21 protein-coding genes and 1 pseudogene are annotated in these 21,874 nt (G+C 51.8%); 5 read left to right on the top strand and 17 right to left on the bottom strand.

Annotated features, from left to right (window positions below):
• Positions 1 to 9: 9 nt before the first annotated feature.
• The 6 genes from AC0YNS_RS04290 to AC0YNS_RS04265 form a co-directional block, all read right to left on the bottom strand.
• Complete coding sequence (locus AC0YNS_RS04290) at positions 10 to 459, bottom strand: MerR family transcriptional regulator (protein WP_475779770.1); 450 nt, start codon at positions 457 to 459, stop codon at positions 10 to 12.
• Positions 460 to 604: 145 nt separating this feature from the next.
• Positions 605 to 1,033, bottom strand: a complete 429-nt coding sequence (locus AC0YNS_RS04285; protein WP_475779769.1) for a cupredoxin domain-containing protein — start codon at positions 1,031 to 1,033, stop codon at positions 605 to 607.
• 20 nt (positions 1,034 to 1,053) lie between these two features.
• Positions 1,054 to 1,251, bottom strand: coding sequence for a twin-arginine translocase TatA/TatE family subunit (tatA, locus tag AC0YNS_RS04280; RefSeq protein ID WP_090975971.1), 198 nt, complete (start codon positions 1,249 to 1,251; stop codon positions 1,054 to 1,056).
• Between the two features lie 27 nt (positions 1,252 to 1,278).
• Complete coding sequence (tatC, locus tag AC0YNS_RS04275; protein WP_256208267.1) at positions 1,279 to 2,043, bottom strand: twin-arginine translocase subunit TatC; 765 nt, start codon at positions 2,041 to 2,043, stop codon at positions 1,279 to 1,281.
• Complete coding sequence (locus AC0YNS_RS04270) at positions 2,040 to 3,761, bottom strand: GMC family oxidoreductase (RefSeq protein WP_475779768.1); 1,722 nt, start codon at positions 3,759 to 3,761, stop codon at positions 2,040 to 2,042. Before AC0YNS_RS04270 ends, tatC begins: the two co-directional genes overlap by 4 nt.
• A gap of 12 nt (positions 3,762 to 3,773) precedes the next feature.
• A complete protein-coding gene (locus AC0YNS_RS04265) occupies positions 3,774 to 4,541 on the bottom strand; it encodes a gluconate 2-dehydrogenase subunit 3 family protein (protein WP_475779767.1) in 768 nt (255 codons plus the stop codon).
• A gap of 157 nt (positions 4,542 to 4,698) precedes the next feature.
• Here AC0YNS_RS04265 and AC0YNS_RS04260 point away from each other — a divergent pair, with 157 nt between their 5' ends.
• Positions 4,699 to 4,869 carry a hypothetical protein gene (locus AC0YNS_RS04260; RefSeq protein WP_475779766.1) on the top strand — a complete coding sequence of 57 codons (171 nt, stop codon included), beginning with the start codon at positions 4,699 to 4,701 and terminating at the stop codon, positions 4,867 to 4,869.
• Between the two features lie 155 nt (positions 4,870 to 5,024).
• The gene (locus AC0YNS_RS04255) at positions 5,025 to 5,777 is read left to right on the top strand and encodes an SDR family NAD(P)-dependent oxidoreductase (RefSeq protein ID WP_475779765.1); all 753 of its coding nucleotides are present in this window, start codon (positions 5,025 to 5,027) and stop codon (positions 5,775 to 5,777) included.
• Positions 5,778 to 5,781: 4 nt separating this feature from the next.
• Here AC0YNS_RS04255 and AC0YNS_RS04250 read toward each other — a convergent pair whose 3' ends face one another.
• The 5 genes from AC0YNS_RS04250 to AC0YNS_RS04230 all read right to left on the bottom strand — a co-directional run bounded on the left by AC0YNS_RS04250 (position 5,782) and on the right by AC0YNS_RS04230 (position 10,196).
• On the bottom strand, positions 5,782 to 6,009 hold the full coding sequence (locus AC0YNS_RS04250; RefSeq protein ID WP_475779764.1) for a hypothetical protein: 228 nt from the start codon (positions 6,007 to 6,009) through the stop codon (positions 5,782 to 5,784).
• Positions 6,010 to 6,117: 108 nt separating this feature from the next.
• Entirely contained in the window at positions 6,118 to 7,101 is a 984-nt protein-coding gene (locus tag AC0YNS_RS04245) for a hypothetical protein (RefSeq protein WP_475779763.1), read from the bottom strand.
• A gap of 5 nt (positions 7,102 to 7,106) precedes the next feature.
• Positions 7,107 to 7,883 carry an RNA polymerase sigma factor gene (locus AC0YNS_RS04240; RefSeq protein WP_475779762.1) on the bottom strand — a complete coding sequence of 259 codons (777 nt, stop codon included), beginning with the start codon at positions 7,881 to 7,883 and terminating at the stop codon, positions 7,107 to 7,109.
• Between the two features lie 184 nt (positions 7,884 to 8,067).
• The gene (locus AC0YNS_RS04235; protein ID WP_475779761.1) at positions 8,068 to 9,762 is read right to left on the bottom strand and encodes a M3 family oligoendopeptidase; all 1,695 of its coding nucleotides are present in this window, start codon (positions 9,760 to 9,762) and stop codon (positions 8,068 to 8,070) included.
• Positions 9,763 to 9,905: 143 nt separating this feature from the next.
• Positions 9,906 to 10,196, bottom strand: coding sequence for a hypothetical protein (locus AC0YNS_RS04230; protein WP_475779760.1), 291 nt, complete (start codon positions 10,194 to 10,196; stop codon positions 9,906 to 9,908).
• Between the two features lie 135 nt (positions 10,197 to 10,331).
• Between AC0YNS_RS04230 and AC0YNS_RS04225 the strand changes: the two genes are divergently transcribed.
• Both AC0YNS_RS04225 and kamA read left to right on the top strand, forming a co-directional pair.
• On the top strand, positions 10,332 to 11,747 hold the full coding sequence (locus tag AC0YNS_RS04225) for a sigma-54 interaction domain-containing protein (protein WP_475779759.1): 1,416 nt from the start codon (positions 10,332 to 10,334) through the stop codon (positions 11,745 to 11,747).
• A 156-nt stretch (positions 11,748 to 11,903) separates the two neighbouring features.
• The gene (gene kamA, locus AC0YNS_RS04220; protein ID WP_475780103.1) at positions 11,904 to 13,385 is read left to right on the top strand and encodes a lysine 2,3-aminomutase; all 1,482 of its coding nucleotides are present in this window, start codon (positions 11,904 to 11,906) and stop codon (positions 13,383 to 13,385) included.
• A 695-nt stretch (positions 13,386 to 14,080) separates the two neighbouring features.
• Here the strand turns inward: kamA and AC0YNS_RS04215 are convergent.
• The 4 genes and pseudogenes from AC0YNS_RS04215 to AC0YNS_RS04200 form a co-directional block, all read right to left on the bottom strand.
• Positions 14,081 to 15,337, bottom strand: a pseudogene (locus AC0YNS_RS04215) (peptidase); the annotation flags it as partial.
• A 21-nt stretch (positions 15,338 to 15,358) separates the two neighbouring features.
• Positions 15,359 to 16,021: a 3-oxoacid CoA-transferase subunit B gene (locus tag AC0YNS_RS04210; protein ID WP_475779758.1), complete on the bottom strand. Its 663-nt coding sequence runs from the start codon at positions 16,019 to 16,021 to the stop codon at positions 15,359 to 15,361.
• Positions 15,964 to 16,689: a CoA transferase subunit A gene (locus tag AC0YNS_RS04205; protein WP_475779757.1), complete on the bottom strand. Its 726-nt coding sequence runs from the start codon at positions 16,687 to 16,689 to the stop codon at positions 15,964 to 15,966. The genes AC0YNS_RS04210 and AC0YNS_RS04205 overlap by 58 nt, the downstream gene beginning before the upstream one ends.
• Positions 16,686 to 18,017, bottom strand: a complete 1,332-nt coding sequence (locus AC0YNS_RS04200) for an aspartate aminotransferase family protein (protein ID WP_475779756.1) — start codon at positions 18,015 to 18,017, stop codon at positions 16,686 to 16,688. Before AC0YNS_RS04200 ends, AC0YNS_RS04205 begins: the two co-directional genes overlap by 4 nt.
• 153 nt (positions 18,018 to 18,170) lie before the next feature.
• Between AC0YNS_RS04200 and ablB the strand changes: the two genes are divergently transcribed.
• Positions 18,171 to 19,052, top strand: coding sequence for a putative beta-lysine N-acetyltransferase (gene ablB / locus AC0YNS_RS04195; RefSeq protein WP_475779755.1), 882 nt, complete (start codon positions 18,171 to 18,173; stop codon positions 19,050 to 19,052).
• On the opposite strand, the gene rpoN is transcribed toward ablB, so the two are convergent.
• Both rpoN and AC0YNS_RS04185 read right to left on the bottom strand, forming a co-directional pair.
• Positions 19,053 to 20,387, bottom strand: a complete 1,335-nt coding sequence (gene rpoN, locus AC0YNS_RS04190; RefSeq protein WP_475779754.1) for an RNA polymerase factor sigma-54 — start codon at positions 20,385 to 20,387, stop codon at positions 19,053 to 19,055.
• Between the two features lie 49 nt (positions 20,388 to 20,436).
• A complete protein-coding gene (locus AC0YNS_RS04185) occupies positions 20,437 to 21,864 on the bottom strand; it encodes an aldehyde dehydrogenase family protein (protein ID WP_475779753.1) in 1,428 nt (475 codons plus the stop codon).
• Positions 21,865 to 21,874: the final 10 nt, after the last annotated feature.

Below are 21,874 nucleotides of genomic sequence, written 5' to 3'. Positions count from 1 at the left end.
CCCTTTCACTCAATCCGCCGACGCAGCTGAAGAGCGATGTTTCAAGCGAGTCGCGCGATCGAGACGTTCTGCAAACCCTTGCTTTAACAGCTGCAGTTTCTCCATCCGTTCCTCAATGTGACGGATGATGTCCCGTAGTCGGTCCGTCGCTTCATCCAGCACATTCTCTCGTTCGTTCTCCGTAAGCGAATCCCCATAGAACGTTGCTCGAAGGCGATCAAGGTCAGCTTCCGCTTGCAGAATATCACGTATTTCTTGCAGCGATGCACCAAGAACTTCTTTCAATCTCAGAATGTGTTGAATGCGAAGCACCATCTCTTCGTCATAAACCCGATGCCTGCCCTCCGTTCGACTTACCGTAGGAAGCAACCCAATTTCCTCGTAGTAATGAAGCGTTCTGGCTGTAATGCCTAGTCGCTCTGTGATGTCTTCCATCGTAAATTTAAGGTTTCCTTCCATGCGGAATTCGGCGTTCTCCCTTCTCTTCCCAAATAACTTACGTTAACGTAATGTTATCCCAACGAACTTGAAATCGTCAATCCACGATCGGCGCGGAAAACCAAAAAAGCTGCCGTTCCCGGCAGCTTCCTTCGCAAATCACGAACTAATCTACAATCAACTTCCCGACCATCTTCGCATGTCCCGAACCACACATAATCGAGCAATGAAACGCATGCTCGCCGGCTTTATCAGCCGTAAACTCCGCAGTCCCGTTATTTTCTTGGATATCGACGTTGAAATCATCAATCGCAAAACCATGCACGCCTTCCTCGTCCTGCAAAGTGATTTTCACTTTGTCGCCCTGCTTCACATGGATTTCCTCTTGATCAAATTTGAAATTGGAGGCTTTCACCGTAATCGAATTGCCGCCGCTGCTGTTGTTCGACCCCGTATTTGTACCCGTGTTATTCCCGGCATTTGCTCCGTTATTCGTGTTATTCCCGGTGTTGTCGTTATCCTTCCCGCCGCAGCCTGCCAGACCGAACGCCGCCATCGCCAATACTGCTGTGATAACCAGTAATCGTAGTTTCATTGTAGCTTCCTCCTTATAGGTTAACGCTTGGATTCGATCTCGATAATATTCGTCTTCTCATCAGGGGTATCGTCGACAATTCCTTTGGTGGAATTGCGGAATTCGCGCAGCGTATCTCCGAACGCCCGTCCAAGCTGCGGAAGCTTAGCAGGGCCAAACACGATTAACGCAATGGCGAAAATAATGATCAGCCCCGATATACCAATATTGTTAAACATAGGAGCACCTCCAATTGTTAAGTTATTTTACTGTGCCGGCTGCATCGCAATCTTCAGCCTCCGTCTGTAGTAGATCGAGCAGCCCAGTGCGCTGATCTCAAACAGAAGAATAAGCGGCACCGTGACAGACAGATGGGATACGAAATCCGGCGGCGAAATCAGAGAACCAAGCACCGCTAAACTGACATACGCATATTTGCGAACGGGTTTCATTTTCTCCGGTGTAAGCAGTCCGATTCGAGTTAGAAAGGTCATCACGAGCGGCATTTCAAAGGCGATGCCCATCGGCAGCAGGAAGCTGATCAGGAACGACATGTAATGCTGAATGCCATACACTTCGGCGGCTCCCATGGATTGATTGAGCTTGATCATGAACCGAATCATCATCGGCAGCGCGACCAGATACCCGAACGAACCGCCTAATAAGAAGAGCAGAACAGACATCGGAACATAGATCAGCGTGCCTCTGGCTTCGGATTCCGTCATTCCGGGTTTCGCAAAAGCCCAGAAATGATACATCAGGAACGGAAGCGTGATCGTAATCCCTATCAGAAGCGCACATTTCATGTATACAACGAGCCCATCCGATAAGGCAAAAACGCTCCATTCCACTTGAATGCCGCCCAGATGCGACTTGATGAACCGGATAATGCGCGGTGATTCGAATAACCCGGCTGCAAAAGCGACCAGAAACCATAACCCGACATAGATCAGACGTTTGCGCAGCTCCGACAAGTGAACGATCAAATCACGGTCCAGCAGCTCCTTCGCCTGGCCTTTACCGCTGCTCACACAAGAGGTCCTCCTTTCTTAAGATAGGTTTGGACCCCTTCCGCAGCCCGATAAGCAAAAGCGCCAACCGTCGCCGTCGGATTATAGCCGCTGTTATGAGCGAAGTTGGAAGCCCCGCAGATAAACACATTTTCGGCATCCCACATTTGCAGATAGTTGTTCACTACCGATGTCTTCGGATCACTGCCCATGATCGTCCCACCCGTATTATGAGTGGATTGGTACGGAACGATGTTATACTGCTTAAGCGCATCATGCATCTCCACTTTGGTGGCACTCATGCCATCGGCGATTCCCTTTGTCTTCTGCGCAATGAATTTAACAAGCTCCCGGTCTTGTTCTTCAAAATCAAACGTCATGCGCAGCAGCGGCTGTCCAAGCGCATCCTTATATTCCGGATCCAAATCGAGAAAGTGATAGCGGTTCGGCATGCTCGCCCCTTGACCGGTGACCGATAGAATTCGGTTGGCGTTGTGAATGGTAGCCTTCTTGAACTCTGCCCCCCATTTCGGAGAGCCGGCCGGAACCGGTTGATATTGAATCGGTCGAAGTCCTGTTTGCGTAAACCGAATATTAGCCCCATGCAGAAACTTCAAATCGCTGTGATCGAAGTTGTCGCCGTTAAAGTCGTCCAAGCTGCTGCCGAGCGCCCCTGCGCCCATCGCCAGATTGAATTCTCGGTCTTCATAGAATGCGCTTGTACTCGCACCATTGACTTGATACGCATAGTTGCGGCCGACTGCACCTGTTTCAGTGTCCGGATTGTACGGCTTACCCAGCTTGGACATAAGCAGCAAACGTACATTCGAGAACACATAGCTGGCCAAAATCACAACATCCGCAGGCTGAATATACTCTTCCCCGGTTGGCGTGTTGATGTAGGTGACACCAGTTGCCTTCGAACCGTTGTGCAGGATTGAAGTCACATTCGAGTGCGTGCGAAGCTCGAACTTTCCGGATGCCTGAGCGACGGGAAGAACGGTGACGACAGGATCAGCCTTCGCTCCGTATTCACAGCCGAATCGTTCACAATAGCCGCAGTATTGGCAGGCAGCGCGTTCAATACCGTCCGGATTCTTATAAACTTCCGTCAAGTTTGCCGAAGGAATAACGTAAGGATGGTAGCCAAGCTTACCGGCTGCTTCCTCAAACAACTTCATTCCCGGTGTTTTCTTCATCGGTTCCGTTGCAAACGGCTTGGACATCGCACCGACATTCGGAGGTGTCGTTTTCTCCCCCGATATCCCTGACATTTGCTCGTACATCACGTAATACGGCTCTAACTGATCGTATGTAATGCCCCAGTCGCGGATCGTCATCCCTACGGGAATCTTCTTCTTCCCATATCGCTCAACCGTCTTGCTGTAGATTTCAAAATCATACGGCAGAAACCGATAATACTGGCCATTCCAGTGCACGCCTGCCCCGCCAAGTCCGTCTCCAAGCAGGAAAGATCCGTAAGTGCGCATCGGTAATGCACGCATTTTGTAGGTATTTCGGAAGGTCACCGTTTCTTTGGACAAGTCCTGCATCAGCTCGTAGCGAGCCGCGTATCGAAGCTCATCGTGGACGTGAAAATAATCCTGCGTCCCTCGCCCCTTCCCTCTCTCCAGCCCGACCACTTGAATGCCGGCTTTCGACAATTCCGCGGCGATAATGCCGCCAACCCAGCCCATTCCGACGATTACGACAGGTACTTTCGGAAGTTTAGTCGCCATATTCCATCACTCCTAACCTATATCGAGATGATCAGCCAGACTAAGCGGTTCCATTTTGACGAAAACTTCCTTCTCGATCTCCTTGGAATAGCTCATTTGGTTGCCCGGATAATTTCTCATCTTCCACCCTTGCATGTTCTTATTGCCTCCGTAGAGCGGATCCGAATAGACGCCTTCAATCGTCAGATTCTGAAACATCGAGAAGAAGGTTGAAGCCGGAACCCCTTTCAAATGCACGTCATCCTTCTCAAATGCGGTCAGAACCTCATCTTGTTCTTCAGGGGTGATGTCCACGAACTGCTTCTGGTACTTCGAGTTGCTGTGCAAATTGAGCGAATCGAGGCCAAGCGCCATCAGCTCCTTGCGCTTGAAGGTAAGCTGATAGCCTTGCGAGGCTTCCGCTTTGTAGAACGGCGGCGACATGTAATCTCGCGAGTTGGTTCCGAAAGAACTTGCCATTTGGTGGTCGATGAAGAACGCGGCGCCTAACTCCTTGGCTCCCGGTCCAAGATCATCCTTCGGGAAAATCCGTTCAGCCGCAGCTTCCGCAGTCAGAAACTGATCCTGAGAGAAGAACATCAGCGCTTGATTGTAGTCCTTCGTTTCGGATGTCGGTGCCGGTGCTGCCGGCTCTTCGTCCTTCGTTGTTTGTTTCGTGTTGGAGCCGATTAATCCGCCGATTACACCACCTAGGACAACTCCTCCCAGAGCGGTACCGGAGTATTTTAGAAACCTTCGTCTGGATTCATCTTGTGGCTGTTTCGAATCCGTTGCCATCATGATCTCTCCTTCTTATTCACTTGAGTTAAGTAGGCTTAGTATTTTCCACAACATGAATTAACATCCAATTATTTAGAAAAGTGCCGATTGCGCGATTGGGCGGCATAAGGTAATAAGGAGCGGGTTAATACGACTTCACGATTGGAGATGAAAAGCAATGAATGCCACGAAGGCTTTACGGGTGTTGCTGTTCGGTTTCTTGATTGCTGTTCTGGCAATCGGGCTGTTACCTTTCCTTGTCATTTACAATTGGAGTGAGCTGTATGGTTTGTCTGAAGTCGACAATTCTTACTCTCCGTTGACCTTTCTGCAGAAATATATGAAGTGAGGTTTATGACACGCGAAGAAGGCTGTCTCCAAAAAGTCGCTTTCCGCGCTTTTTGGGACAGCCTATTGTTAGGTTTAGGAGCATTGTGTGTTTGACAACACAACCTAATTATCGTATACAGTAGCATTACAAGAACAGAATTGGAGTGGATCCGTTTGAGTGCTCAGAACCAAGTTGTGCTCGTCACCGGCGCAGGGAATGGGATTGGTAGAAATGTGGCGCTTGCCTATGCGCGGGAAGCAGCAACGGTCATAATCGTGGATAAGAATGAGGAGTCGCTGGAAGGAACTGAGGAGCTTATAATTGCAGAAGGATTTGATCGGCCAATAAGCCGCGTGCTGGATTTAAGTGAACCCGCATCCATCGAAGCCTGCTTCGAGGAGTTGGCGAGGCGTGTGGGACGGCTTGATGTGCTCATTAACAATGCCGGTTTCGGCATATGGAAATCGGTCTATGATCTTACGATCGAGGAATGGGACCGCGTCATTAATACGAACCTGCGCGGTACATTTGTTTGTGCTCGCGAAGCGGCCAAAGTAATGAAAACCGGCGGCAACGGCGGAGCAATCGTAAATATATCATCTACGCGAGCGACCATGTCCGAGCCGAATTCGGAAGCGTATGCCGCGTCCAAAGGCGGGATTCTCTCGCTTACGCATGCGCTGGCGGTCTCGCTTGGGCAGGATCGGATACGCGTAAACGCGATCAGTCCCGGCTGGATCGAGACAGGCGATTACGCCAAGCTTCGGCCAGAGGATCATCACCAGCATCCGTCGCAGCGGGTGGGCAAACCCGAAGACATTGCCAGAGCCTGTCTGTATCTGACAGATCCTCGAAATGACTTCGTAACGGGAACAAATCTAGTGATCGATGGCGGAATGACGCGCAAAATGATCTATCTCGAATAGAGCGCTATCCGCCCCACAGTCCATCTTTGGTTTCACTGGAGATACATAGCGTAATAAGCCACCAGGCCGTGATACCCAGACAAATATAGTGCATGGTATCGCCATGAACAAACACTGCGTACAGAATCCAGCTTACGCCTCCGACCGCAAACCAGAACCAAGAACTCAAGATGAAAAACAACACGCCGATGCCCGCCAGCACTTCGAGAAGCCCCTCCCAAATTTCCTCCATACCGCACTCTCCTTAGTTGCTTATATAGCTACTATATGAGGCGTAGGAGAGGTTCGATCACATGCGAGGCAATAAGCGGCTATTCCGCTTATTGCCTCTAAACTAACTTCAGCTCAATGTCTCCAGCATCTGCTCCAGAACTCGAACTCCTTGAATCTCCGCGGCTTTGGCATCTTGCAGCAGCTCAATCGCACGAGTAGCACTCGCCTCTTGATTCGGTTCGCCTCCTTGCGGGAACGGGAACAAGCTTATTAGTGCGCCAAGACGGTCTGCCACGATCCGATAATGGGTGGCAGCTTCAGAGGCGAGTTGGCGAAGCTGCGACGAGTCCCTTTCCTTCTCCTCCGGCCAGTTTGCCACGATGTCTTCCAGAAATTTCACGGCAAATTCGCGGGCATCCCAAACTTTCACTCCATTAACACTGTTACCGAAAGGTTCTACCGTCCGATTCGTGAACGCTTTGATCCACGCATCATAGCCAGCGATTCCGTTGCGGTGAGGCACTTTGTCCAGTTCCCTCAGGGGCTCCTTGGCATGCTGCAACGCAAGCTCCAGTGCGCCCTTCAACATGGATCTCCGATCGACTGGCTGATACCCCGTTATCCCCAGAACATAAAGCTCCGTTACTTCGCCTCGCCCTAGTTTCTCATAAGGCAGCTCACCATCTTGACGAACATCCCTGCATTGGAATACCCGCCGATTATCGTCATAACCATAGATCACGCCCCACTCCGGGATGAAGAGATCCCAACTTAGCGAGGGAATACCTCGATCGATCGCCTGCTGCACAAGCGCTATCCCTTCCTCAAGCTCTTCAGGTGTTGGAGGATTGTTCGTTTGTTTGCCGGCATATTCAACCGAGAATCCAAGATTGTTCAAAGCTGCTTCATGATGCTGCTTCCAATCGAAGCAAGAATAACTCCCCACCTCTACCGCTTCTTGGTCAATAATGATTCGAAAAGCATGCGCCGTGTACCCCATCACCTCTACCAAAGTCATACCTGCCAGCTCGGTGTATTGCACAATACTGTGCACCGCCGCCGTATCCGTATTATGACTCCAGCTGCAATCGGTTTTCGCTATCATTTCCATCGTTCTCATTCCTTCCATGTGATTTTGTACTGCGGTGGAGCGAGCAGCTTCACTGCCGGTTTCCCTACCTTCTTGCGTCCCTCGATGTACATGCTGATTTGCGTACGAATTCGCTCCTGCTGCAGCTTCTGCCGTGATCTCGAAATGCTGTTGTACACATTAGCGACTGCGGTGTCCATTAAGGAAGCGATATGCTGCGGCGACAGCTGATCGAAGAAATACGCTTCGAAGATTCGCTTCTCCCGACTGGTTAAGCAGTACATCATGCCGCGAATGCCATCGACCAAATCTTTGCGCAGTAAGGCAGCCGAGGGATCATTCGCCTGCTTCGCTTCATCAAGCGCAAGTTTGCCGAGGCGGAACAGCACATGATCCATGTTATATGGATCGTCGAAGGCAACATTCGCTCTTTCAACTGCAGCAATCTCCTTGCTGCTCCAGCTGGTGAACGGCCGCTCCCTGCGGTGTGGCCCTCCTCGGCGCAGCTTCATGTTGGCTTCATTCCGCACAATGGTCTTGAGCCACGGGGCGAATCGGCTGCTGTCCACGAGCGATCCCAGATGAAGAAATGCCCGCACGAGCGCTTCCTGCACCACATCCTCCGCAAGATGATGATCTTGCGTTAAGGAGTAGGCCAGATGAAAGGCTTTGGCCCGGCTCCTTCGGACAAGCTCCCCGAAAGCATCCGGGTCACCTGTTCTCGCAAGAGCTACCAGTTCCGCTTCCCCAACCGGCACTTTCTCGTCCTTGCGCTCCTGATCAGCATGATTAGAAACCAACAATTCGCTGCCTCCTTTCGTCAACCTATATCTAGAGATGCCAGCCGAAGCTGCAATCTATCTGAGGGGTTCAAACTTTTTTCAACAAAACCTACAATACTCTGTATTCTATTTCCCCACCTCCGCACAGAAACCTGTTTTGCACACAAAAAAACCGCCAAAACGGCGGTTTTCTAGCCAACAAATCCTATTCAACATTCGGTGCCGCTTCATCCAGCCAGCTCTCAATGCTGCCAATGACAGAAGCTACGCAGCCATCATCGAACGGGGAGTTCAGACCGGCAACCTTCACCAGCTCCGTGAACGACAAGCTTCCGCCTTGTTGGCATAGGTTCAGGTAGTCTGCCCATGCTTCAGGACGATCCTCGTGCATCTTCTTCCAGAATTGGAACGCACAGATCTGTGCCAATGTGTAGTCGATATAGTAGAACGGACTGTTGAAAATATGACCCTGCTTATGCCAGAATCCGCCCTGCTCCAGATACGCATTGTCCGCGTAGTTGCGATGCGGTAAGTATTTACGCTCGATTTCGCGCCATGCTTGCTTGCGCTCTGCCGGAGTTGCATCCGGATTCTCGTAGATGAAATGCTGGAACTCATCCACCGTCACGCCATAGGGGATAAAGATCAATCCGCTTGCCAGATGGTCGAATCGGTATTTGTCCGCTTCATCCTCGAAGAACAGATCCATCCAAGGCCAAGTAAAGAACTCCATGCTCATCGAATGAATTTCGCAAGCCTCGTAGGTCGGGAAGCTGTACTCCGGTACAGCGAAACTTCTGCTCTCATACACCTGAAAAGCATGGCCGGCTTCGTGCGTCAGCACATCAATATCGCCGGAAGTCCCATTAAAGTTGGAGAAAATATAAGGCGCACTGTACTTGCTGATATACGTGCAATAGCCGCCGCCTTGTTTGCCTTTCTTCGCTACCAGATCCATCAGATCGTTATCCTGCATGAAACGGAAGAACACGTCGGTTTCCGGAGACAGCTCCGCATACATCTTCTCGCCATTCTTCACGATCCACTCCGGATTACCCTTCGGTGCCGCATTGCCGGACTTGAATACGAAATTCTCGTCGTAGTAAAGCAATGTATCGACTTCGATTCGTTCCTGCTGCGCAGCTTTCAGCTTCGAGGCAACCGGCACGATGTATTGAAGCACCTGCTTACGGAAGTTAGCAACCATCTCCGCGTTGTAATCCGTGCGGCTCATTCGTGCATATCCAAGCTCAACATAGTTGGCAAAACCAAGCTTCTTCGCGATCTTAGTGCGTACCTTCACGAGATCATCATAGATCCGATCGAAAGTGGCTTCATTCTCTGCCATGAAGCCGGATGAAGCTTCCATAGCACGCCTGCGCATATCGCGATCCTTCGATTGTTGGAACGGCCCGAGCTGGGACAATGTCCGCTCTTCGCCCTCGAACATGATTTTGGCAGACGCAATCAGCTTCGAATATTCGGTCGTCAGCTTATTCTCTTGCTGAAGATCCTCAATGACCTCTGGACTGAACGTCTTGAGGGACAGCTCGGCCAATTGAAACAGCTGACGGCCCCACTTCTGCTCAAGCTCGGCTCTGAACTTGGAACCCACAAGTGCGCGATAGTAATCGGTTATGTATTCTTGCACGATCGGGCCGCTTTCGTCGAAGAAATCTTGCTCGGCTTTATAAAACTCGTCATTCGTATCAATGGAGTGGCGGATGCTCGCGATTTGCGCCTGCGAATCGAACTCACTGCGAAGTTGGTTTAACTGCGTCATTGCAAGGTCTTGCTCGTCGTAGGTTTGCGCGGATAGGAACGATTCCAATTGCGACTTAAACTTCTGTTCAAACTCTTTAACTTCCGGTCGTTCGTACCGGTACTCGCTAAATTTCATGAATACGCACCTAACCTTTCCTTACAGGAATTATTTAAATAGTGCCAAAGTGTGACCTCCCAATTATATCCTAAACGCACCCAGACCAAAAGAGGCCGTTCGGGGCTTGCCCCCTCGCAGCCCCATCAGCAATTCTATTTTCTTTACTCTTTGAATCGACCGATGATATCCATTACGTACTTATAGATGACCGAAGCGCCGCCTATGAAGAAAAGTACGATCAGCGTGTAAGTAGTCGGGTCGATGGAAACCATCGAAAGCAGAAAATTCAGAGGAAGTACATAGAAGACAATGTCTTTCAAATAGCCGAGAAATGTTGTATCGAAAGACCCTTTCCAGAAAGACTTGGAAAAGGCTATAACAAAATCAATGATCATCAGGGCAAATATTGCCCACATCGTGTAGGTCACCCATGCTGCAAGTGTAAATGTCATGTATCATCACCACCTTCCTACACAGTATGCTAGGTTGGTTTCTGGGTGATGATTATTCGGCATGGTGCATAACTTTTGTGTATAGCGTGTAAATTTATTCAGATCATCGCAGCTGGGCATGGAGGCGAGCGAACGATGTCCGATCGAAACAGCATCGTGTCCGACTATTTTGAGAAGATCCTCAACACGATTGATGTAGGTGTTCATTTCATTGATCAGGAAGGCAATACCGTCTTCTACAATGATAAAATGGCTGAAATTGACGGGCTGGACCGGGAGCAAGTGCTCGGGAAAAATATTTTGCACCTCTACCCTTCCCTTACGCAGGAAACGAGCACGCTTGAGAAGGTGCTTCAGACCGGTCAGCAGCTGCCCGCCCATATCCAAACCTATTTCAACGTGACAGGTAAACGGATTATGACCATTAATAGCACTTATCCCCTCTATGACAATGGCCAATTGATCGGTGCACTGGAAGTCGCGAAAGATATTACGAGCATTGTGCAGCTGCACGATCAGATTCTCGACCTTCGGCATCAGCTCTATCAGGCGAAACAGAAGGAAAACAAGAATAAAGGGACGGCAAGATACGAGTTCAGCGACCTCATCGGCCGAAGCAAACCGTTCCAAGACGCTTTAACCCTTGCGAAGAAGACATCGCGAACGGTTTCCCCCGTCATGATTTGCGGTCCGACGGGTACCGGCAAGGAGTTGTTCGCTCAAAGCATTCACAACGCCGGAGCCAGGCGGAATCGCCCTTTCGTTGCACAGAACTGCGCCGCTGTTCCTGCTGATCTGCTGGAAGGCATCATGTTCGGTACGGCAAGAGGCGCGTTTACCGGTGCGGTCGATCGGGCGGGTCTGTTCGAGCAAGCCAGCGGCGGCACATTATTCCTGGATGAGCTGAGCAGTCTGGATGTTTATTTGCAGGCAAAGCTTCTTCGGGTGCTGCAAGATGGCATGGTCAGGCGGATTGGCGGGATGAATGAACAGCAGGCGGATGTTCGCATCATTACCGCAATGAATATGGATCCGGCGCAGGCGCTGGAAGAAGGGCTGCTGCGGTATGATTTATACTACAGGCTGAGTGTGGTGAAGATCGAGCTCCCTCCTTTGCAGCAACGAGAAGAGGATATTCCGCTGCTGGTGAGCCATTTTATCGAGAAGCTGAATCCGGTGTTTGGACTGCAAATTCAGAACCTCTCGCCTGATGCGCTGCGACGATTGACTGCTTATAGCTGGCCCGGTAATGTTCGCGAGCTGGGTCATGCGATTGAATCTGCCTTTAATATGGTGGAAATCGATGAGGAAACCATAGAAGAACGTCATTTACCCAGAGGACTGCTGACGGATCGGGTAATCGCTGAGGTGGATAGTGGTAGTAGTAACGATCGACTGCCCGAGCGGATGAAGCAGATGGAACGTGAGGCCATTGCAATTGCTTTTCAGAAGAATGGCTTTAATGTAAGTCAAACTGCGCAAGAGCTTGGCATGAAACGGCAGGCCTTGCAATATAAACTGAATCGATATGGAATTACGAAGAAACCTTGATTGGCCGGATGAAGTGATGGTTGGCGACAGGTTGGCCTCTGCTTGTAGGCAGAGGCCTTTTTTGCGTGGAATGGGCGGCGTTTGGCAAGGTTGGCATGTTTCTTGCACCAATATGCGTGAGTAGCAAATTTCCGTGGAGGTGCGCCAATCATGAGCATGTCAAACGATGGTAGGACGGACAAGGTGCCCCTAAGCAGCAAGAGGCACTGGAAGCAAGTAGCGTTGTGGAAAGATGTGACGGACGAACAGTGGAATGACTGGCTCTGGCAGCTCACGCATACGATCAAGACGCTGGATGAGCTGAAGCAAGTGGTCAATTTGACGCCCGACGAAGAGGCAGGTGTGCTCATTTCGACGCAAACGATTCCGCTTAACATTACGCCTTACTATGCCTCCCTCATGCATCCGGATGATCCGCGCTGTCCCATTCGGCTGCAGTCGGTTCCGATTTCTGCGGAGCTGTTGAAGACGAAATATGATCTCGAGGATCCGCTCTTTGAAGACGAAGATTCACCAACCCCGGGACTAACGCATCGCTATCCGGACCGAGTACTCTTCCTTGTGACGAACCAATGCTCGATGTACTGCCGTTATTGTACGCGCCGCCGGTTCTCCGGCCAAGTGGGCATGGGCGTGCCGAAGAAGCAAATGGACGATGCCATCGCTTATATCCGCAATACTCCGGAGGTTCGGGATGTGCTGTTGTCCGGTGGGGACGGGTTGTTGATTAATGATACGATTCTGGAATATATATTGAAAAACTTGCGCGAGATTCCCCATGTCGAGATCATTCGGATCGGCACACGGGCGCCGGTCGTATTCCCTCAGCGGATTACGGAGAACCTGTGCACGATGCTTCGCAAGTATCACCCGATTTGGTTGAACACGCATTTCAATCATCCGCTGGAAATAACAGATGAAGCAAAGCAAGCCTGTGCGATGCTGGCAGATGCCGGCGTACCGCTCGGTAATCAATCGGTTATCCTCGCGGGCATCAACGATAGTACCCATATCATGAAAAAGCTCATGCACGAGTTGGTCAAAATCCGCGTACGACCTTACTATATCTATCAATGCGACTTATCCGAAGGGATCGGCCACTTCCGGGCGCCTGTCTCCAAAGGTCTGGAGATTATTGAAGCGCTTCGCGGCCATACCAGCGGGTATGCAGTGCCTACCTTCGTTGTTGATGCTCCCGGTGGTGGGGGTAAAATCGCACTTCAACCGAACTATCTTATTTCGCAAAGTCAGGATAAGGTGATCTTGCGTAACTATGAAGGCGTTATCGTCGGTTATCCCGAGCCTAGCAATTATGTGCCGGGCCGAGCGGATGCGTATTTCAATGAGATCTACGGCATAGAGAAGCAACCGCCCAGCACCGGCATCATCTCGCTCATCAAAGATGAAAATTTCAACCTGGTGCCGGAAAATTTGCGCCGCATCGGCAGGCGCAAATTGTATGAGCAGGCGGCCGACCACCACTCGCTCAAGGACAAACGCGAGAAACGCGACGAGATGAAGCAGAAGCTCATGCGCGCGCGACAGGATCAGTCTGCCGGCGAAGGCGCGAAGCAGCAGGCTGCTCCCGCTGGCGGGGATGGCGCGCCGAAGGGCGAGCCTGAGGACAAGAGCGAGTAAGTGTGAGACGGCGTTAGCCGGGCATCAGATCTGTTTCACAACAAATGGAATGCTGCCACCCATAGTCGTGGAAAAAGCAAATAAGCCGCCTCATAGTAGCGCGAAGCGCGATTGAGGCGGCTTATTTATGCCGGCTGGGCGGTGTGTTACCCCATACAAACCGCTAACGAACCAGAGAAGCCTTATTTGGGCAAAACAACTGGATTTGAAACGCTAACGAATCCTACAGGTCTTATTTGGGGTCAACAAGCACGATATTGCTGAATTTCCCTGAATAGGACCTCTACGATTCGTTAGAATAATTTAGTGGCTGATTGGGCTGGAATAAGACCTCTGGGATTCGTTAGATTATTTTGTATCGTTTCGCCACACATTACCGCATCATCATTTATTGCCGAGTAGTTATTGTTACTGTTTCTGCGACTGTTCCTTCGACTGCCTCTGTTACTGTTACTCTTACTATGTTACTGCTTTGCTTCTGCCTTTGTTACTACTTCTACTTCTGCTTCTGCTTCTGCATTTTCAGCTCCCACTTCTGCTACTTCCGCTCCCACTTCCACTTCCACTTCCACTTCCACTACCGTTCCCGCCACTTCCGCACCGACATCAACCTCTACAACAGCTTCAGCTTCTTCGTCTCTGTCAGTCACACCCCCTGCTCCCGCACTATCCCCTTTCCGAGCCGCTTCCTCTTCAACCCCGCACCACTCCGTGAGCGTGAGCGCGATAATCTCGGCGGCTTCGAACACGGCGTCGAGCTCGATATGCTCGTTAGGGTAATGGGCCATCTGCGTGAGGCCGGGTCCGAATACGATACATGGCGTATCGGCTAGAACCGTCAGCAGCCCGCCATCTGTGCCCCACGGCGAAGCTTCCAAGACCGCCGGTTGATTCGTCACCGACGTGTATTGCTCCGCCACGATTCGTACCAAATCATGTGCCGGATCGACGCTTCCCGGCACCCACCTGGCGCCGAACCATTCCAGCACTGGCGGCGCAGCGCGAAACCACTCGTCCTTCTCCTCCAGCAGCTCCAACCAAGTGGCCATTTGCTCCTTGGCATGTTCAAGCGACTCCTCCGGCGCAACCCCCATTCGACCTTCCAAAGTCACCGTGTCAGGCACAGAAGATGGCCAATTGCCGCCGCTAATAGTACCGATATTAATCGGTATGGGAATCGGATTATCCGCAAAGAGCGGATCATGGATCCTCGCATTGCGCACCTGCTCAAGCTCCAGCACATGAGCGACCACGAGCATGCTTTTCTCAATCGCGCTGACGCCTTCGTACCGTGTTCCCCCATGCGCCGCGCGGCCCTTCACCACGATTCGGAACCACATGGACCCCTGCTGCTTTGGAAAGATCCGCATATTCGTAGGCTCGGGTATCAATGCCGCATCGGCCTTATACCCTTTCACAATCATCGCCAAAGTCCCGGCTCCTCCGCTTTCCTCCTCGATAACGCTTTGAAAGATGACATCACCTTGCAGCGAAATCCCCAAACTGCGAATCGCTTGTATCGCAAGCAGCAACGAGACATTGCCGCCCTTCATATCCGATGAGCCGCGCCCATACAGCTTTCCGTCCACCACTTCACCGCTGTATGGCTGACTGCGCCACTGCGAGCGATCGCCTTCAGGCACCACATCCATATGACCGTTTAGAATAATCGAACGGCCGCCCCCGCTTCCTCGCAGGATGCCCACAACATTCGGACTGCCGAAGAAGCTCGTTCTCGGCGAATAGAAATAAGGATGTTTTTCCAGCAGGGCACCATCGGGCTCCCACAGATCCACATCCAATTTCATCTCGAACAGTTTGCCTGCAATGAGCAATTGCGCTTCCTGTTCATTGCCTTGGGTACTGGCGATTCGGACCAAACTCTGCAGCAGTCCAATGCCTTCCTCACGGTGCTGCTGGATCCATTCATGAATTTGCGCCTTCAGGTCCATGCTGTCCGCCTCCTTCATCGGCTACGTGATGTAATCAACCTTGCCCGGTATGAGGAGCGTGGCCTCGGTGCAGCTGATTACGTCCTCAATCGTGAAAGGAGACATCACTTCCCTCAGCACGAGACCCTCATCCGTCACTTCCATGACCGCCATTTCCGTAATGATATAATCGACACATCGCTGTGCCGTAAGCGGCAGCTCGCAGTGCTTCTTAATCTTCGACTTGCCGTCGCGATTAACATGATTCATCACGGCTACGACGCGCTTCGCTTTCTGCGCCAGCTCCATCGCACCGCCGATTCCCGCCGTCCGTTTACCGGGTACGATCCAATTGGCCAAATCCCCTTGCTCGCTGACCTCCAGCGCTCCGAGCACCGTCATATCGATGCAACCACGGCGAATCATGGCAAAAGCAATGGCACTATCGCAATAAGATGCGCCGATCGCCAGGGTTACCGGATAACCGCCCGCATTGCACAGAAACCCATCTTCCTCGCCTGCCTCCGGCGTCGGCCCCGTTCCTAAGATTCCATTCTCCGCATGGAAGGTCACATGGATGCCTTCGGGAATGAAATCAGCCACTCGCGTCGGAATGCCGATCCCCAAATTAACGACCATCCCATCCTTTATTTCACGGGCGGCTCGCCTTGCGATCCGGTCGCGGCTTGTTTCTCCCACACCCATTGCCAGTTCACTCCTTTCCCTGCAACGACTGCATCAACGAAGATTCCCGGCGTCACGATACGCTCCGGATCAAGCTCGCCTAACGGAACAATCTCATCCGCTTCCGCGATCGTCCGCGTACCTGCCATGGCAACAAGCGGATTGAAGTTGCGACCGCTCTTGTCGTAGATTAAATTCCCATATTCGTCAGCCTTCAACGCATGAACGATAGCCACATCTGCCGTGAGCGCCGGTTCAACCAGATACGTTTTGCCGTCCACCACGACCTTCTCCTTGCCTATTTCCAAAGTAGTACCGATCCCCACATCGACAAGAATACCGCCCAGCCCAACTCCGCCTGCCCTGATCTTCTCAGCCAGCGTGCCTTGCGGATAGAATTCCACTTCCATCCGACCATCCTCCATCATGCGACCGGCATTAGGATTGGAGCCGATATGCGACGTGATAACTTTCCGAACACGTCCTTCGGTGACCAAGCGACCAATGCCAATCCACGGAAACCCGGTATCGTTACCGATAAGCGTGATATCCCTTACACCTTTATCCAAAATCGCCTCTATTAGTGTCGGAGGGGTTCCGATCCCGCCGAATCCGCCATACATCAGCGTACAGCCATCAACGATCCACCTAAGCGCTTCATCGATAGCGATCGTCTTCTGTTTCGTCATCCGCCCATGACCTCCCCCATCACTTCCACGATTGTTTCTTCAAGCAGCGAGGCCAGCAGATCCATCTCTTCGGTTGTGATAACAAGCGGCGGAGCGATGATGACGGCATCGCCCTCACCGTTCACGCCTCCTGCCGCAGGGTAAATGAGCAGCCCTTTGCTCTGCGCGCGCTCTACGATCCGCGTTGTTACACCGAGCGCAACCGGGAAAACCCGCTTGCTCGCCCGGTCGGCGACAAACTCCAACCCGAGCAGCAGCCCTTTGCCGCGAACATCGCCGACCGTCACGCAGTTAACAGCAATCCTCTTCAGCGCTTGCAGCAGATAGCTGCCTTTCTCCTCAGCGGCACCTACGAGCTGCCCGGCATCGATGTAATCGAGAACCGCCAAGGCCGTTGCCGCGGATTGCGGGTTTGCACTGAACGTATGGCCGGACATGACAATCCGCGAACCGGCTAGAATCGGCTCCATGATTCGGTCCTTCACTAACGTAGCTGCTATCGGCGTATAACCCGCACTAAGCCCTTTACCGAGGGCGATCAAATCCGGCTCGACGCCCCAATGCTCCATCCCAAACATCGCTCCTGTGCGTGCGATGCCGGTCATCACTTCATCGGCGATGAAGAGAATATCGTATTGCTCGCAGATCGCTTTGATCCGTTCATAATAGCCTTCCGGCGGAACTACAGCCCCTCCGGCCGCTCCGATAATCGGCTCTGCAATAAAAGCCGCTATATGCTCTGCGCCAATTCGTTTAATATTCGTCTCTAAGTCTTCCGCGCAGGCTTGCCCGCAGCTCGGCGCCGACAAGGGACACCGATAGCAATACGGCGCTGCTACAACCGGCAGCTCCTCAAGCAGCGGAACAAACCGCCTTCTCCTGGTGACATGACCGGACATCGACAGCGCTCCGAGCGTGATGCCATGGTAGCTCATCCGTCTGGAAATGACTTTATTTTTGCCGAGTCGACCTTGCTCCTGCCAATATTGAATGGCAATCTTCATTGCGGTTTCCGTTGCCTCAGAGCCGCTGTTCACGAAGAATGACCAGTAATCATGGCCCGGCGCCATGTCGCTAAGCCGCTTCGCAAGCTGTTCCGCCGGCTCGCTCGTAAATTGGGATCGGTAGACAAAAGACACCTTCTGCGCTTGAGCCAGCATCGCATCGATTACTTCTTGCACACCATGCCCGATCCCCGCCGTTACAGCGCCTGACGAGGCATCCAAGTATGCTTTTCCATGCTCATCGTACAGAAATACGCCTTTGCCATAGTCAATCTTCGGATAGTGGGCACTTAGCAGCGGCTTGATCAAATGCTCCCGCGTCAATCGCTTCCCCTCCAATCGGCCTATCTTCTCGCCCATTCTTGTTGCAATTTCGGTGCCAACTTGGGCCGGAAGGCTGCGAATTCACTAATCTGGCATTGATTTTGCATCTATACCATGTAGAATAACGGAAACAGGATTGGAGGATCACTCATCATGGAATCGAATCAGAACGATAAGCAGTATTATGCGATGGAAACCGATCAGGGCAGCAACTTCACCCTTCAATTATGCAGAGATGAATTCAACATGCGGCTGCGGATCGATGATTACAACTACGAGGGAAATATGGATGCATTGTGCAGCCGTCTCACGGAGTTAATGGGCAATCCACTGTTTACGAAACTGTTCGTTAAGGCGCGGGAAACGGATATGCGAAGCTTGCTAGCCAAGGGCTATATGCTTGAAGGGATTTACAAGGGATATTTTGATGGGCAAGATGCGTACTGTATGGCCAAATATACCGACCTCGCCAGACGCGCGAGCGATCACTGGATCGAAGAGGATCACATTCTGGAGCAAGTGTATGCCCTGCAACCGAAGCCAGATAGAGAACCGTTAGCGGAACCGTTCTCCATTCGCAATGCTGACGCAAAGGATGCTCAAGAGCTGGCCTCCTTATATGGACAGATTTTTCAAACCTATCCGATTCCAATGAATGATCCCGCGTATGTGGCTCATGTCATGGAAGAAGGCACAGTGTTTGTTGTTGTGGAGCATGAGGGTCGTATCATCAGTGCGGCTTCTGCCGAAATCAACACCAAATTCCGCAATGCAGAGCTCACGGACTGCCTCACGCTGCCTGCCTATCGCGGACATGGTCTAATGCGACAGCTGCTTCATGTGCTGGAAGAGGATTTACAGCTACGTAATATCCGCTCTGCTTACTCCCTATCACGCGCACTGTCTTTCGGCATGAATGCCGCGTTATTTCAATTAGGTTATGACTATCAGGGTCGACTGACGAAGAACTGCGATATCTATGACAAGTTCGAGGATATGAATTTATGGTGCAAAATACTCCCGGAGCACTACTAGTTATGGCCCTTGCTCTTTGGCTCGTTTACGTTTGAAGGAGGAGGCAATGCCAAGCTCCTCCCGATACTTGGCGACCGTTCGCCTGGAAATGGGAATGCCCTCTCCCTCGAGCATTAACGCCAGCTGTTGGTCCGAATACGGCGTACTGCCCGCTTCCTGCTCCACCATCTCCCGCAGCTTCGACTTTACACTCCCTGCTGTTGACGCATCTTCCTGCCCGCTGTTGTAGCCCGACGGAAAGAAATAACCGAGCTCGCAGGTGCCCCAAGGCGTCTGTGCATATTTGCCTGCAACCGCTCGGCTGACAGTCGATTCATGCAAGCCTACTTTCTCCGCAATTTGCCGGAGCACCATCGGTTTGAGGTGATCCGCTCCTCCGCGAAAGAAAGCAGCTTGTTCTTCCACAATCGCTCTTGTCACCCGCAATAGCGTCAGCCTGCGCTGCTCCAAGCATTTGAGCAAGAATGCAGCGGCGCTTCGTTTCGCCAGGAAATATCGTGCTGATTCATCCGAATTCCCCAGCTCCTTCGCGATTCCTACATACGTGGTGTTCATCGTTAGTCTTGGTGCCGCCGACTCTTGAATGGATACGACAAACTGATCCCCAACCATTCGAATAAGCACATCCGGGATGATGTAATCGGCATGTTTCGGCTGATAGACGGCGCCGGGTCTTGGGTTCAGCGATCTGATGAAGGCGATGGCCGATACGATCTCCTCATGCGAGGCATGCAGCAGTCGCATTAATTTCTGAATATGATAATCCGCAACCACTTCCAGATGTGAAGTAATCAACGGGATGACCAGCGGGCTGAAGCCCTCCGTTCGGTTCACTTGCAGCAGCAAACATTCCGCCAAATTTCTGGCACCGACCCCAGCGGGCTCTAATCCTTGCACATCACTTAACGCTTGCTCAACCTCAGCAAGCGGTATCTTCAGTTTGGCAGCAATCTGCTCCGGCGGGCAGTCCAAATAGCCGTTTGCATCTAAATTTCCGATGATAAAGTCGACCACTTTCCTCCTAGCACCTGTGATCTCCGAATCGAAACGAAGCTGTTCCTTCAAGTGCTTCTCCATCGTCGGCCCCTGATCTGCTGCGATGTAATCGAGTGGAGCCGCGCTTCGCGGACCTCGTGCGAAGTCCGTACCAAGTCCGGCTCCTCCCTGACCATCCCACGCTTCCAAGAACGGATTCTCTTCAAGCTCATTCCGAATAAACGCAAGCAAATCAGTCGTCGGCAGCTGCAAAATTTTGATCGCCTGCTGCAGCTGCGGCGACATATGCATATGCGCCTTCTGCTGCTGATACATCCCGAACCCGTACCGGGAGTTCATAAGAATCACCTGCTTCGAAGGTGGATTCCTATAGTATATTCGGGTTGGGCTAGGTCCGATTAATAATAACGGTTTTGATTTCCGTCATTTCATCGATCGCATACTTGACTCCTTCGCGGCCAACCCCGCTCTCTTTCACGCCGCCATACGGCATGTGATCCACCCTGAACGTAGGAATATCGTTAATCATGACGCCTCCCACATGCAGCTTCTCCGCTGCATCGAGCGCTGTATGAATACGATCCGTGTAGATCCCGGCATGGAGACCGAACCTGGAATCGTTAATGAGTTCGATTCCTTCCTCCACATATCGAATCCGGTTAATGAGCACGATTGGAGCAAATACTTCCTCGCAGCATACTTTGGCGGAACGATCTACTCCCAATAACACGGTAGGCTGAAGAATTTTTGCGGATGAAGTGCTTCCTCCACATGCAACGACTGCTCCTTGCTCAACCGCTTCATCAATCCAGGCAAGTGCGCGAACGACGTCACCTTGCGTGATCATTGCCGATAGATCGGTGTCCGGATCAAGCGGGTCGCCTACCTTCAGCTTAGCTGCAGCCTCGCAGAATCCAGCAACGAACTCATCATAGATATCCGCATGCACATAAATACGCTGCAAGGAGATACATACCTGACCCTGATAGGAGAACGCGCCGACCACGCAGCGCGGAATGATTTTGTCCAATTGGACACCTTTATCTATAATTAATGCAGAGTTCGAGCCCAGCTCAAGCGCAACACGCTTCAAGCCGGCATGATTGCGAATACCGATGCCGACCTTCGGGCTGCCTGTGAACGAGATCGCCTTCACTTTATCGTGCTTAACAATGACATCTCCAATAACGGAACCAGAGCCCGTCACCACATTCAGCGCACCGGCGGGAAGACCCGCTTCTTCCAGCAATTCGGCCAAGAAGAATGCGGACAGCGGCGTTTGCGATGCCGGCTTGAGCACAATTGTGTTACCGGAAGCAATGGCAGGCCCTACTTTATGCGCGACCAGATTCATGGGGAAATTAAACGGCGTAATCGCACCGATGACGCCAATCGGCTCCTTCATCGTATACCCGATTCGCCCTTCGCCGCCCGGTACGGCATCGAGCGGAATCATCTCGCCACTGAGCCGTTTCGCTTCTTCAGCAGCAAACTTATACGTCTGAATGGTACGATCCACTTCTGCTAACGCAGCTTTAAGCGGTTTGGCCGCCTCCATTGCGATCATTCGGGCTGCCTCCCCTGCGCGCTCGGTCAGCAGGCGGCTTAATGTCTCCAATATTGCGGCCCGTTTATGAGCGGGCAACTTCGCCATGACCCCTCTTGCTGAGTATGCGGCTTCGATTGCGCGCTCCGTCTCCTCTCTGTCAGCGAGCGGAATTTCTGCTAGTACCTCACCGGAGTATGGCGCTGTCAACTTCGTGTAGGACTTGGCCTCCAACCACTCTCCACCTATATAGAGCTGCTTCTTTAACATCCGCCAAGCC

The organism is Paenibacillus sp. J22FR21 (genome assembly GCF_056269135.1).
Note: the sequence above shows the minus strand (reverse complement) of the source record. Positions and strands in the feature narration are given on the sequence as shown.